General features: G+C 38.2%; 15 protein-coding genes. 3 read left to right on the forward strand and 12 right to left on the reverse strand.

Annotation, left to right across the window (positions count from 1 at the left end):
* Nucleotides 1-443 precede the first annotated feature (443 nt).
* The 3 genes from ACQ7EO_RS17965 to pheS form a co-directional block, all read right to left on the reverse strand.
* Nucleotides 444-740 (reverse strand): integration host factor subunit alpha, encoded by a 297-nt coding sequence (locus ACQ7EO_RS17965; RefSeq protein WP_004723042.1) that lies wholly within the window; start codon nt 738-740, stop codon nt 444-446.
* Nucleotides 737-3,118 carry a phenylalanine--tRNA ligase subunit beta gene (gene pheT / locus ACQ7EO_RS17970; RefSeq protein ID WP_434278237.1) on the reverse strand — a complete coding sequence of 794 codons (2,382 nt, stop codon included), beginning with the start codon at nt 3,116-3,118 and terminating at the stop codon, nt 737-739. Before pheT ends, ACQ7EO_RS17965 begins: the two co-directional genes overlap by 4 nt.
* Before the next feature lie 130 nt (nt 3,119-3,248).
* Nucleotides 3,249-4,229, reverse strand: a complete 981-nt coding sequence (pheS, locus tag ACQ7EO_RS17975; RefSeq protein ID WP_004723046.1) for a phenylalanine--tRNA ligase subunit alpha — start codon at nt 4,227-4,229, stop codon at nt 3,249-3,251.
* Between the two features lie 217 nt (nt 4,230-4,446).
* Here pheS and ACQ7EO_RS17980 point away from each other — a divergent pair, with 217 nt between their 5' ends.
* Entirely contained in the window at nt 4,447-5,475 is a 1,029-nt protein-coding gene (locus ACQ7EO_RS17980) for a hypothetical protein (RefSeq protein WP_434278238.1), read from the forward strand.
* Between the two features lie 44 nt (nt 5,476-5,519).
* Here the strand turns inward: ACQ7EO_RS17980 and ACQ7EO_RS17985 are convergent, their stop codons facing one another.
* The 7 genes from ACQ7EO_RS17985 to rpmI all read right to left on the reverse strand — a co-directional run bounded on the left by ACQ7EO_RS17985 (nt 5,520) and on the right by rpmI (nt 9,006).
* Entirely contained in the window at nt 5,520-6,068 is a 549-nt protein-coding gene (locus tag ACQ7EO_RS17985) for an NADAR family protein (protein WP_434278240.1), read from the reverse strand.
* Nucleotides 6,065-6,565: a GNAT family N-acetyltransferase gene (locus ACQ7EO_RS17990; RefSeq protein WP_434278241.1), complete on the reverse strand. Its 501-nt coding sequence runs from the start codon at nt 6,563-6,565 to the stop codon at nt 6,065-6,067. The genes ACQ7EO_RS17985 and ACQ7EO_RS17990 overlap by 4 nt, the downstream gene beginning before the upstream one ends.
* A 309-nt stretch (nt 6,566-6,874) precedes the next feature.
* Complete coding sequence (locus ACQ7EO_RS17995) at nt 6,875-7,405, reverse strand: adenylate kinase (protein ID WP_434278243.1); 531 nt, start codon at nt 7,403-7,405, stop codon at nt 6,875-6,877.
* 98 nt (nt 7,406-7,503) lie between these two features.
* Nucleotides 7,504-7,701: a hypothetical protein gene (locus ACQ7EO_RS18000; RefSeq protein ID WP_004723056.1), complete on the reverse strand. Its 198-nt coding sequence runs from the start codon at nt 7,699-7,701 to the stop codon at nt 7,504-7,506.
* Between the two features lie 135 nt (nt 7,702-7,836).
* Entirely contained in the window at nt 7,837-8,214 is a 378-nt protein-coding gene (locus tag ACQ7EO_RS18005; RefSeq protein WP_303576751.1) for a hypothetical protein, read from the reverse strand.
* Between the two features lie 226 nt (nt 8,215-8,440).
* Nucleotides 8,441-8,800: a 50S ribosomal protein L20 gene (gene rplT, locus ACQ7EO_RS18010; protein WP_004723060.1), complete on the reverse strand. Its 360-nt coding sequence runs from the start codon at nt 8,798-8,800 to the stop codon at nt 8,441-8,443.
* An 11-nt stretch (nt 8,801-8,811) separates the two neighbouring features.
* A complete protein-coding gene (gene rpmI / locus ACQ7EO_RS18015; protein WP_002054552.1) occupies nt 8,812-9,006 on the reverse strand; it encodes a 50S ribosomal protein L35 in 195 nt (64 codons plus the stop codon).
* Between the two features lie 224 nt (nt 9,007-9,230).
* On the opposite strand from rpmI, the gene ACQ7EO_RS18020 reads away from it, so the two are divergent.
* Nucleotides 9,231-10,481 (forward strand): MFS transporter, encoded by a 1,251-nt coding sequence (locus ACQ7EO_RS18020; RefSeq protein WP_004723063.1) that lies wholly within the window; start codon nt 9,231-9,233, stop codon nt 10,479-10,481.
* Nucleotides 10,482-10,618: 137 nt separating this feature from the next.
* Nucleotides 10,619-11,374, forward strand: a complete 756-nt coding sequence (locus tag ACQ7EO_RS18025) for a TonB family protein (RefSeq protein WP_004819110.1) — start codon at nt 10,619-10,621, stop codon at nt 11,372-11,374.
* Between the two features lie 324 nt (nt 11,375-11,698).
* Here ACQ7EO_RS18025 and ACQ7EO_RS18030 read toward each other — a convergent pair whose 3' ends face one another.
* Both ACQ7EO_RS18030 and ACQ7EO_RS18035 read right to left on the reverse strand, forming a co-directional pair.
* A complete protein-coding gene (locus tag ACQ7EO_RS18030; protein WP_004819108.1) occupies nt 11,699-12,124 on the reverse strand; it encodes a YqaA family protein in 426 nt (141 codons plus the stop codon).
* A gap of 121 nt (nt 12,125-12,245) precedes the next feature.
* On the reverse strand, nt 12,246-12,536 hold the full coding sequence (locus ACQ7EO_RS18035) for a hypothetical protein (RefSeq protein WP_004819106.1): 291 nt from the start codon (nt 12,534-12,536) through the stop codon (nt 12,246-12,248).
* Nucleotides 12,537-12,600: the final 64 nt, after the last annotated feature.

Here is a 12,600-nt window from a genome sequence, read left to right on the forward strand (position 1 = left end):
GCTACTGAACCCGTAAATCCAATAAGTACAAAACTATACCACTCTATTTTACTTTGCTTATCAACCGTTAAAATATCAAGCGTATTGGATCATCTTAACCAATACTAGAATAGCTTTACTTATTTGCATTTTTATAAAGTTGCTAAGAGTTTTCTAAAATAAATTTATTCCGCATAAGAGTCCCACTTTTACCCAACAATTACACCATCTCCCCCTACTCTGTTTTTAACCAAACCTCACCCACGTAAACCCATTTGATCTTTGGATATAGAGATAAAAAACGATACTCCAGTCTTATCACTGTGATTACAGCAAACTGGTTAATCGAATTCAAATGATGTTTATTTCTGGCAATAAAAAACCCCAAGCAGATTACTCAGGGTTTTTATCTTACAAAACTTTTAGATTACAGAGCTTTCATCTTACGACACACAAATTGCCGATTAATCTTCTTGTTCTGTACCCACACGTTGTCTAAATTTTTGACCTGCACGGAATGTTACAACTCGACGTGCTGAGATTGGAATCTCTTCTCCAGTTTTAGGATTTCGACCTGGACGTTGACGTTTGTCACGTAGTTCAAAATTTCCGAAACCTGAAAGTTTGACTTGTTCGCCTGCAATTAATGCTTGGCTAATCTCGTCAAAGAACAACTCGACCATTTGTTTTGCTTCACGACGGTTTAAACTCGTAAGCTCACTTAAATGATCAGCCATTTCTGCTTTTGTTAATGCTGTCATGAGGCCCTCAATGTCGCTTGATAAGTGTCTTCTAACACTTGAATAATATGATCCATACCGGATTTAATCTCAGCATCTTCGAGTGTACGTGATGGATGTTGCCATAACAATGCAAATGCTAAAGAGCGCTTACCTTGTTCAACACCTTGCCCTGTATACACATCAAATAACCAAGTAGAGTCTAAAAGCTCTCCACCCGTTTTTTCGATAAGTTGCTGAATTTCACTAACATTAATCTTATCACTAATTACAAGCGCAATATCACGTCTAACCGATGGAAATCGTGATAATTCTGTAAAATTAGATACATAAGTTTGCAAAACAGCCGATTGGTCGAGCTCTGCGATCCAAGTTGTGCTCAAATCCAGTGCATTTTCCAAAGATGGATGTAGACGACCTAAATAACCTACTGATTTCCCATCCACGAGAATTTCCGCAGACTGACCTGGATGTAACCATTCACGATCAGAACGAACATATTCAACATGAACACGTCCAGCTGCTAAAATTTCTTCGACCTCGCCTTTGAGATCAAAGAAATCCATAACTTGAGCTTTTCCATGCCAAGATTCAATTTGTTTTGATCCTACAGCAATCATAGCCAAAGTTGGAATCTGTTTCAAATCTTCTATACTTTTCGCGTTTTGATAATCAAAACGTAGCCCTAGCTCAAAGAAGCGCACACGACTTTGTTGACGATTGATATTGTACTGAACACACGGAATTAAGCTTGAAAGTAAAGTTGAACGCATGACGGCCAAATCACTTGAAATCGGATTTGCAAGCGCCAATGGATTTACTTGTGAATTCAATTGTTTTTCAAGTTTTAAATCTGCAAAACTAAAACTAATCGCCTCTTGATAACCCAGTGTTACTAAAGTTTGACGTAACTGAGTCAGTTCAAATTGATCCTGATATTTAGCAAGTTTTACATCAATCACTGGCAGACTAATTTGAATATTGTCATAACCATGTATACGCGCAACTTCTTCAATTAAATCTTGATAAATTGCCATATCGTAACGATGTGAAGGTGGTACAACAGTCCATTTACCTTCAGCTGTTACAGTCACAGCACAACCTAAACGTTGCAACGCATCTGTAATAAATGCAGTAGGAACTTGATAACCCAGCAATTGATCCACTTGCGCTTGATTCAACTCAATTGCTTCGCGTTTAGGCAACAATTCAGTTTTTTCAGATACGGTAATTGGACCGAAATCACCACCTGCAAGAGTTTGAATCAATTGTGAAGCGCGTTGCATTGCGATCATAGGCAATTCAAAGTCCACACCACGTTCATAACGTTGTGACGCATCTGTATGCAAACCATAACGACGTGCGCGCCCTGCGATATGTAATGGTGCAAAGAATGCAGATTCAAGGAAAATCTCAGTGGTTTCATCTGTTACAGATGAGGACAAACCACCCATGATGCCTGCGATCGCCAATGCTTTTACATCATCTGCAATCACCATAACATCTTCGGTCAATTCAATTTCTTGTTCATTTAACAAAACAAGCTTTTCATTTGCACTTGCCTGACGCACATGCACTGAACCTTGAACCTGACCACCATCAAACGCATGTAACGGTTGACCAAGTTCCATAAGCACATAGTTGGTAATATCAACAAGAATACTGTGTTGACGAATACCTGAACGTGCTAGAGCTTGCTCCATCCATGCAGGCGTAGCTGCTTTAGTATTTACATTTTTAATTACACGACCTAAGTAACGAGGGCAACCATCCGTTGTCACAACAACTTGCTTCTGATCAGCAATCGTAGCCGCAACCTCTTGAATTTCAGGTGCGGTTACAGGCAATTGGTTAATTACCCCAATTTCACGTGCCACTCCACGAATACTAAAACAGTCACCACGGTTTGGCGTGATGCTGATATCAATCACATGATCATCAAGATTTAAATATTCTCGAATATTTGTGCCTACAGGTGCATCTGCAGGAAGTTCTAACAGACCATCAATTTTATCTTCAAGGTCAATTTCTGAAGCACCGCAGAGCATCCCTTGTGATTCAACACCACGAAGTTTGCCTTTTTTAATTTTAAAATCACCCGGAAGCACCGCACCAATGGTTGCAACTGGCACTTTCATCCCAACGCGTACATTTGGTGCACCACATACAATTTGCAAAGGTTCACTCGAACCAATATTCACTGTGGTGACACGTAAACGATCTGCATCAGGATGCTGTACAACAGTTAAAACTTCACCAATCACCACACCTGTAAATGGTTTAGCTGCGGGGACCAGTTCATCAACCTCAAGTCCCAACATGGTCAGTTGATCAGACAAGGTATCGCTATCAATTGCAGGGTTGACCCATGTGCGAAGCCAATTTTCGCTAATTTTCATTTCTAAAACCTATATTCAATATCTATGAATTCCTCTCTGACTCCCCTTTAAAAAGAGGCAGAACCCTTCGTCTCATTATCTTGGACATCCCCTCTCCTTTTAGGAGAGGTCAGGGAGAGGTATAAATTTGTTAAGCAAATTGGCGTAAAAAACGCACATCGTTTTGGTAGAACATACGCAAATCATTGATGCCATAACGCAACATTGCGAAACGCTCTACACCGAGACCAAATGCAAAGCCTTTATATTTTTCAGGATCAATACCCGCAGCTTGTAAAACATTTGGATGCACCATACCGCAACCCAAAACTTCTAACCAACGACCACGCTCATCCATAATATCCACCTCAGCACTTGGCTCTGTGAATGGGAAATAAGACGGACGGAAGCGTACTTTCAAATCTTTCTCAAAAAATTCATTTAGCAGATTAATCAACAAACCTTTTAATTCTGCGAAGCTGGTATTTTCAGCAACGTATAAACCTTCGATTTGATGGAACATTGGAGAATGGGTTTGATCTGAGTCACAACGATAAACACGCCCTGGACAAACGATACGAATCGGTGGTTGCGAGTTTTCCATTGTGCGTACTTGTACACCTGATGTATGGGTACGTAGTAAATGGTTTGCATCAAAGTAAAACGTATCATGCATCGCACGTGCAGGATGATGTCCTGGAATATTCAATGCTTCAAAGTTGTGATAATCATCTTCAACTTCTGGCCCTGTCGCAACAGTAAAACCCGCTTTGGTAAAGAATTGGCAAATACGTTCTTGAACCTGAGTAACGGGATGAATACTTCCTACAGCTTGCCCACGTCCTGGCAAAGTAATATCAATTGTTTCACTTGCTAGCTTTAATTCTAATTCAGCTTTCTGTAATTCAGTTTGGCGTTCAGTCAATGCTGCACTAATCGCTTCACGTACTGCATGAATTGCAGCGCCCTGAACTTTACGCTCTTCAGGGTCCATTTTGCCAAGTGCCTTAGATTGTTCCGCAAGCTGGCTTTTTTTCCCTGTAAATTGCACTCGTACTTGGTCGAGTGTAGTCAGGTCTTGAGCTGCTGCAATCGCAGCGAGCGCTTCAGTGGTCAGGGCTTCCAGTGACATAGTAACTCTCAAAGCAATATTTTAGAAAAATAATATAACTCTATATTCTAACAGTTTTTATGCAGTTGAATGAAGTTTCCGCTTTACAAAAAATACGATTAGTCACAACTTATTCTAAATAATTTGTATATTTCCCTGTTTGATTCCTGTTGAAATGCTAGAACTTTGATTTATAAAAAGTATAAAATGGATTTAATGTCGCTGAGATCTATAAAAAATGGCACTCGATCAAATCTGGAAACGTCAACTTACACTCGTCACTTATGGCAATGAGTATCTCACTCAAGGGATCAGTTTTTCTCGTTGGGTCAATCATGCCATTTTTAATCAGCATGCTTTTGGCTTCCGTGATTTAACCAACCAACACCTATTGGCACAGCATTTTCAGATTTGGCTTGAAGGGCTAAAAAAACAAGGCGTGTATCGACTCAGCTTACATAGCGCGAGCATTTTAAACGATGAACAAAATCCAAATGCCAATGTTGAACTGTTAGCCATCCCACACTTTATTGTTAGCCATGATCAACAAAAGAAAACTGCATGGATTTTTGGTAAAGAATTGGCGGAATGGTATAGCGCAGACAATGATTATGAAGCGCCTGAGCAACAACGCCCCAATTTACGTACCGAGATTTTTTGGCGCTATGATCTCAATGCAAAATTGATTAAACGGATTGAACAAGATTTAGTTCAACCGAATTGGGATGATATTCAAGTTTATACAGACAATGAATTGTTCGATACTCAATATGCCAAAGGTTTTCCAGAACCTGTAAATAAAGATTTACCTTATTATGGATTAGATGAAACGCTATACACGACCGAGGATTCAAGCCTTAAACTTGCGCTGTTACCCACTGACTATCAAGCTGATTACGCACATGAAACCTTCTATCGTATCGATGCATTAGAAAGCTTTATTTCTACAAAATTAAAGCATCCCTATGATGAGAATGAGCAAATCATGAGCCCTGAAGAACAAATGAATTTGCGCCATTTCCTCCAAAAAGTTGAAGATTTAAAATCAAAATTTATTGTTAAAGTTGCAAATCATTATAAATCTGCACGCTTAACGCCTAAACAAATTGCTTCACCCTTTGACGCGCATGACAATATCAAAACCGAGCAGCGTCAAGCGTTTAACAGCAAGGCAAATCCTGAGCATAAACCCGGTAAAACAGGTGTTTTTGCATTAATTATTGTGACCATTTTAATCTGCCTTGCGGCTTATTATTTCGGACTATAATGTCTTATCTATTTGATAAAATGAATCTTAAAAAGAAAGCAACATTAAAATTGCTTTCTTACTTCCATTAAGGCAAAACCCAAAAGATTTAAACCTTGCCATGCGTTTGGATTTGTCGCATTAACATGATCTGCTGCAAGTCCAATCCCCCAAATTTGATCTACAGGCGAGGCTTCAACGATGATTTGATCTGAGGTACTCAGTAGAAACGCTTTAAGATCATTGTCTTGAGAAAACTTAGCCAAATTACCTTGAACCACAATTTCATAACGATGAGCAATCCAAATCTCATCTTGATAATTTTTGACCAAACGACCTAATGCTTTTATTTTCTTAGGATCATCTGTTTGTAAAATTTTCTGAAAAATAGCCTCATCATTAAATAGTTTGGCTTTCTGCGCCATCATATACTGTTCTGTACTTTGATAATTGACACCATCAATTTCAAATTTTGCAGGAAACCATTGACTTAAACAGCTCTTGTCTATTTTTCCAGAAGTCTTTTGACTATGCCCCCAAAAACACAAATAACTATACTTTTGCCCACTCTTTACCTGTTCTTGTAAAGTTGTTAAAAATTGAGAATCACTCATTTTATTGTCCTATGATTAATATCCCACTGATACGATACTTCTGTTATGCCATCACCATAATCAGAAAGAATCTCTTCTCCAAGTACATTTCCCCCTAATTTCTCATAGAAATGACGGCTTGGATTTTTATTGATCACGCCCAAGCGAATAAATTGATAATGCTTAGCATGAGCATATTGATAAAAGCGCTCAAACATCTCACGACCAACACCTTGTTTTTGAATTTTCTTTAATAAATAAAAAGCATTAATTTCTGCGATATTATGCGTTGTATTAAAATAACCACTTAAAAAACCAACAATTTGACCATCTTGCTCATATATCAGTACATAGTGATCTTGATGCGAAAAAATCTGTTGCCAAAGATGTACTCGCTTTTCGATATCTGCGCGATCTATAATTTCTTGCTTAATCATACCAGTATAGGTTTCATTCCAGCTTTGCACATGCACTTCAGCAATCTGCTGAGCATCACCTAAAACAGCTAATCGAATCATATCATCCTCATTTAATTGGGACTTGCCTCGAAACCAAACTTTATACCCTTCAAAAAATTAGGTAAAAAACTTTTTTATATTGTTTAATCTTACATGTTTGTATCTGTCGCGCGATGTCATGGATATCAGCAACGGAGGAAAGTACTGCACATACCCCACCCAATCCAAGATTTTTATCACTTTGTATGCTAAGTAAAAACACAGCTTTCTGTAGAGCAACTTAAGATATCAGCTACACAAATATATTCAATCAATACATGGTATAGCAGGATAAGTTAACTTTTAGAGGCACTGGTGAGTTATGACGCGTCAAATAGACGCTAAAAATTGATCAATATCTTTTCGCGATTTTAACTGGATAAATCGAATATGTGAATATTGAGGATCATTCATCATCGTTATATATTGCTGACGATTTTTTTGATGCGTTTTAATCATCCACCAAATAATCGAGTCACGACTAAACATTTTACTAAAACTTTCACGATTATTTGAACTCTCCCAAAGTCTGTTTCTAAAAATAGCACGGCGAACAGCTCGTTGTATGGATTGGTAAAGATTGATATAAAAAGGAATATCCAACCAAATTACAGTATCGATATCTCGCCATTTGATCTGCGTGGTTCGCGTATAATTACCATCTATGACGAAACCAGATTTAGCTTGATCTAATTTGGCCTGAATTTTCTGAAAAAATGCAGTATCGGTAGACTCTTGCCAATCATCCAGCCAAAATAAATCATCCAATTCAATGTAGGTGAGTTTTAATTTTTGAGCCAATCTTATTGAAAATGTTGTTTTTCCTGACGCAGAAGTCCCCACGACATTGATCCGTTTCATAGATTTAAGAACTCTCTAAAAATAAAAAAGTAGCCAAATAAGCTACTTTAGATCACATAACAACCCAATCATGATTCAATCATTTTAGCTGATCTATATCAAAATACGGGCCGTATGCTGAGTATCACTTTATGTTCATTTGCATGTTGATTAATATAGTGCTCAACTGCTGTTACTTCACCTTTAACTTCTGCATCTGCACCATACATCACTTTTAAAACTTCCCCAACTCTGGGTAGTAGTTGCAACTCAACTTCAATTGCACCTTGTTGTAAACCTTCAATCTCAACACGCATACCTACTCCATCATTTTCTATTATTCGTTGTTCTACTCTATGCGAGCTATTTCTAAAACAATAATGTTTTCACGTTGATATTGTGTAATGTGTATGCAAGGTTATTTGAATGTTTAAATCATTCGGATGACCTGCTCAATCAGCATAATCCAAATCATCCTCATCAATATTGATAAAATTTGCTGGTGGTGTAATTTCAAACCTGAAGGCTTTAATCGTGAGATGATCGAGTAATTTTGCTTTTGCCACACGATGCATACCATCCATCACTCTGCCATCAGCAGATAGAATAATTGGATAACTTAGATCTGCCTGTTGTATCAGTTGAAAATGTTCAATCATTTGCTGTGTTGTTGGATGTGTATCTGGAAACCAATACGCTTCATTGAGTTCTTGTATATCTGATAATAGAACTTCATCGATTGGGAACTCTTGGCTCAGCTCAACCAGATAATGCACATCCCAAATATAAGTGTCTTCACCAACTTGGCGAAAGTGATATTGTTTACGCATAAGACTAGATTCTATAGTTTGGTCAATTCAATGTCATAACAAAATAGTTAGAGCATCCATAATGACAGATTTTACATCAACACAAATTTTACTGATTAGTACTGTATTCGAACAATCAAACTCAAAAAAAACTTATCTCGAAAAGTTCCCGCAAGAGTTTGAAAATAAATTTTTAGGCATAAAAAAGACCGCTATAAAAGCGGTCTTTTTTAATCATCGAAGATGATTAAGCAGCTAATGCGCCTTTAGCTTTTTCAGCTAAAGCAGCAAATGCAACTGAGTCATGCATAGCGATGTCAGCAAGTACGCGACGGTCGATGATCACTTGAGCTTTTTTCAAGCCATCGATCATACGGCTGTACGACAAACCATTTTGACGAGCACCAGCATTGATACGCGCAATCCATAAAGCACGGAATTGACGTTTCTTTTGACGACGGTCACGGTAAGCGTATTGACCTGCTTTAATTACTGCTTGGAACGCTACACGATAAACACGTGAACGCGCGCCATAGTAACCTTTAGCACGAGCAAGAATTTTTTTATGACGGCGATGAGCCTGTACACCACGTTTTACACGAGCCATTTATAATCTCCTTAGATGTATGGGCACATACGACGAACTGAATTCATGTCACTTACGTGAACCATGACACAACCGCGCAATTGACGAATACGTTTAGCAGATTTTTTGGTCAAAATGTGGCGTTTGAACGCTTGTTTACGCTTGAAACCGTTAGCAGTCGCTTTGAAACGCTTAGCTGCACCACGGCGAGTTTTTAACTTAGCCATAACAACCTCTTTAAACACCTGTTCGGTACGTTCGCACCATTGCGACAACGACCTGCAGGTAAGGGAGGCAGTATTCTAAATCATCTCTGTACAAAACAAAAGCAAAACATCCAAAAATTTCACAATTCCCCAATGTAATTTTCGATGTAAATTTCACCTAGTTTTATAAGAAAAATCAGGATGAAATCTTTATAATCATCACATCATGATAAAACTGGACAGTTATGACCCCTGCACAGGATGCTTTTGCTGCGCTTCGCTATCGAGATTTCTCAATTGTTACCATCAATCAATTTTGTTTAACGCTCGCAATTTTAATTCAAGAAATTATTGTTGCCTATTCACTCTATCAAATTACCAAAGACCCGCTCACCTTGGGTCTGATTGGACTAGCAGAAGCAATCCCGTTTATTGCACTGTCGCTTTGGGGTGGTTATTTTGCAGACAAGTTGAATAAACAAACTATTATGAAAGTTTGCTTATTTTTCTCCTTTCCTTTGCCGTTGGTGCTTTGGTGGTTATTTCACAGTTATGATCATGGGCAAATTGGTGTGACTACACTGTCTTGGGGGATTTATGCGGTTATTTTTGGATTGGGTACCATCCGTGGTTTCTATAATCCATCAGCAACCTCATTAAAACCATTTTTAATTCCTCGTGAACTGTATGCCAATGGTGCAACATGGACCACGATTGGATGGCAAAGTGGCGTCATTATTGGCCCAATGCTGGGTGGTTTTATGCTGGCAGGAATTGGTCGTGAAAACAGCTTACTCTCGGTAGCGGTACTTTTATTTATTTGCTTCTGTCTGATTAACTTATTAAAAAAGCGTACTTTTCCTACCATGGAACAAGACAATCTTTGGGACAGTTTAAGTGAAGGCTTTCGCTTTATTTGGAAAACCAAAATTGTACTGTGGGCCATATCTTTAGATTTGGTTTCAGTGCTGTTTGGTGGTGTGATTGCCCTACTGCCAATTTTTGCAGAAGACATTTTAAAAGTTGGACCTGAAGGTTTAGGTTATTTACGTGCGGCCCCCTCTATTGGCGCATTAATAACCATGATCGCTTTAACCAAATTTCCACCTACACATCATGCTTGGCGAAATATGCTGATTGCTGTTGCTGGTTTTGGGGTGTTTACCATTATCTTTGCATTCTCAAACAACGTCTGGCTCTCTTTATTTGCTTTGGCTATGACTGGTGCTTGTGACAGTATCTCAGTGGTTGTACGCCAAACCATTTTGCAAGTTTACCCACCTGAAAATATGCGTGGCCGTGTCGCTGCGGTGAATGGGATGTTTGTTTCATCGAGTAATGAATTGGGCGCATTTGAATCTGGGCTGGCTGCAAAATATCTAGGAACGATCACAGCCACTGTATTTGGTGGATGTATGACCTTAGCCGTTGTCGCAATAAGTTGGGTAAAAACCTCGGATTTATTCAAAGTAGACATTACCAAAGGTCAAGAATAATGCCTTTTACAGAATAAAAAACAGTAAAAAAATGCACCTTCGGGTGCATTTTCTATTGCGAGAATACAAAATTCGATAAATACTTTGCGCAATTAAACTACTCTCATGCGTATTAAACTGCATGGATTGCCAAACCTATGAATAAAGCTCTTTTTACCACTTGTTTATTGTGCCTTTCAACCTATAGCTATAGTGCGGATAAACTTCCTACAATAAAGGTCAAAGGGGAGCAATCTGAACAAAATGATCCTCAGCATTTGACTACACGTATACAATGGGTCAAATTTCCTCAAATTCACTATCAAATCGCTGAATTAAAAGATCAAGATCGTTCAGCGATCATTCGCGTAAAAGCCAATAATGCAGGTGAAGTCACAGATGCTGATATCCAAGAGAGTACAGGCATCCGTGCATTGGATCAGAAACTTGTAGATGCTGTGGAAAATGCAAAAGTAAAACCCTATTCCAAAAATGGAAAAGCCATTGCTTTAGTCGGTTATCAAACATTTACCTTAACGCTAGAGAATGCAACGGATCATGTTCAGCGCGCTAAGCAATGTACATATAGCTTTAATTCAAAAAATTGGAACAAACAACAACTCGATAAGTCGGTTGCTTTTATTTATTTAAAACAACCACAACTTGCACTGGATCAATCGCTATTAAAAAATAAAGATCGCACAGTAAAGTTTAAATTTAAAGCCAATAAGCAAGGTGAAATTACCCAAGTTAAGCTAACTCAACGTTCTGGTATTAATGCACTTGATCAACAAGTACTTGCAGCCGTAGAGCATGCATCAATCAATGTAAAACGTTCTTACCGTACTTTATGGATCTATAAACAATCCAGCTTCAATGACGCGATTCAATTTAAAATCAATGAATGTAAATAAATTCATCAAGATGCGCCTTTTAAGGTTAAAGATAGTTTAGTGTCTTTAGGGTCTGTTGACATTTCATAAATGGCTTGCGTTGTAGGTTAAAATTGAGCAGGCAAGGCATGAAACGAAGAGAATAGCGAGACTATTTTCGAGTTTCATAACGAAGGCTGAGATAATTTTAGCCACAACCCTTCGGGACTTGTGTGTTTTTTGCCGCTACGTCGTTACGAACTACTTATTTAGAATGACTAAATTTCGTATTTCGCGCCTAGTATCGCCTAAAAAACACACGTAGTCGCAAACCAAGACGAATTGTCAACAGCCCCTAACTTTTTATTAAAATAATCCGATATACACCAAATAGATAAAAGCATACCGACCACCTTTTGCAATGGTCACAATCAAAAGAAAACGCCAAAAGTTCTCTTTCATTAGCCCTGCAATAAGTGTGATTGGATCTCCAATAATTGGGGTCCAGCTTAATAACAAAGACCAAAAGCCATACTTTTGATATATTTTTTCCGCTTTAAGCATATTTTTTTCAGAAACGGGAAACCATTTCTTATCTTTAAACTGCTCGATTTTGAGTCCCAAATACCAATTCACGCATGAACCTAAAACATTGCCAATCGTTGCAACAGCAAGCAGTAAATACGCAGAATGTTGTGTTTGTACCAGTAGCCCAACCAATACAGCTTCTGACTGTAAAGGTAATAGCGTCGCTGCACCAAATGCGGAAAGAAATAAGAGGAGATAAGCCATATCACATATGCAAATTTTGTTTGAATTTGAGTTTATTAGGGATCATAGACATAAGTGCACGAACATAAGAACAATCAGAGCTACAGTCCATCACTCCGCTTACTTTCTATAACTCACAACATCATGATGATAAGTTCAACGCTTTTTTGGTTTTACGATATTGAAAATGCGCCCAAATGATCGCCAATAACATAAAGATAATCCGAGACCACTGATAACGTTGCGCAATCGGGTCGATCACACTTCTAATCAGTGCTGACGCTTGGCCATTTAATTGCTCTAAAATATTTTGGATATGCACAATTTCCGCAATATAGAGCATTAAGCAACCGGCAATACCAACAATAATGCTCCAGTAGATTTTTGGGTTTGCTTCTAATATTTTCGTAAAGTTCAAAAAGAAATCTTTCATAACTAAAGCCTACCAACCATCCAAAAATCGATTATTTAAAAAATAAAAAACCACGTTACGTGGT

This window comes from Acinetobacter sp. CE-15 (assembly GCF_051059255.1).
GTDB lineage: Bacteria > Pseudomonadota > Gammaproteobacteria > Pseudomonadales > Moraxellaceae > Acinetobacter > Acinetobacter guillouiae.

What these genes read in the sequence shown, in the direction of transcription:
- ACQ7EO_RS17965 (WP_004723042.1), bottom strand. Translation starts at nt 740, where the DNA reads ATGACAGCATTAACAAAAGCAGAAATGGCTGATCATTTAAGTGAGCTT.
- pheT (WP_434278237.1), bottom strand. Translation starts at nt 3,118, where the DNA reads ATGAAAATTAGCGAAAATTGGCTTCGCACATGGGTCAACCCTGCAATT.
- pheS (WP_004723046.1), bottom strand. Translation starts at nt 4,229, where the DNA reads ATGTCACTGGAAGCCCTGACCACTGAAGCGCTCGCTGCGATTGCAGCA.
- ACQ7EO_RS17980 (WP_434278238.1), top strand. Translation starts at nt 4,447, where the DNA reads ATGGCACTCGATCAAATCTGGAAACGTCAACTTACACTCGTCACTTAT.
- ACQ7EO_RS17985 (WP_434278240.1), bottom strand. Translation starts at nt 6,068, where the DNA reads ATGAGTGATTCTCAATTTTTAACAACTTTACAAGAACAGGTAAAGAGT.
- ACQ7EO_RS17990 (WP_434278241.1), bottom strand. Translation starts at nt 6,565, where the DNA reads ATGATTCGATTAGCTGTTTTAGGTGATGCTCAGCAGATTGCTGAAGTG.
- ACQ7EO_RS17995 (WP_434278243.1), bottom strand. Translation starts at nt 7,405, where the DNA reads ATGAAACGGATCAATGTCGTGGGGACTTCTGCGTCAGGAAAAACAACA.
- ACQ7EO_RS18000 (WP_004723056.1), bottom strand. Translation starts at nt 7,701, where the DNA reads ATGCGTGTTGAGATTGAAGGTTTACAACAAGGTGCAATTGAAGTTGAG.
- ACQ7EO_RS18005 (WP_303576751.1), bottom strand. Translation starts at nt 8,214, where the DNA reads ATGCGTAAACAATATCACTTTCGCCAAGTTGGTGAAGACACTTATATT.
- rplT (WP_004723060.1), bottom strand. Translation starts at nt 8,800, where the DNA reads ATGGCTCGTGTAAAACGTGGTGTACAGGCTCATCGCCGTCATAAAAAA.
- rpmI (WP_002054552.1), bottom strand. Translation starts at nt 9,006, where the DNA reads ATGGCTAAGTTAAAAACTCGCCGTGGTGCAGCTAAGCGTTTCAAAGCG.
- ACQ7EO_RS18020 (WP_004723063.1), top strand. Translation starts at nt 9,231, where the DNA reads ATGACCCCTGCACAGGATGCTTTTGCTGCGCTTCGCTATCGAGATTTC.
- ACQ7EO_RS18025 (WP_004819110.1), top strand. Translation starts at nt 10,619, where the DNA reads ATGAATAAAGCTCTTTTTACCACTTGTTTATTGTGCCTTTCAACCTAT.
- ACQ7EO_RS18030 (WP_004819108.1), bottom strand. Translation starts at nt 12,124, where the DNA reads ATGGCTTATCTCCTCTTATTTCTTTCCGCATTTGGTGCAGCGACGCTA.
- ACQ7EO_RS18035 (WP_004819106.1), bottom strand. Translation starts at nt 12,536, where the DNA reads ATGAAAGATTTCTTTTTGAACTTTACGAAAATATTAGAAGCAAACCCA.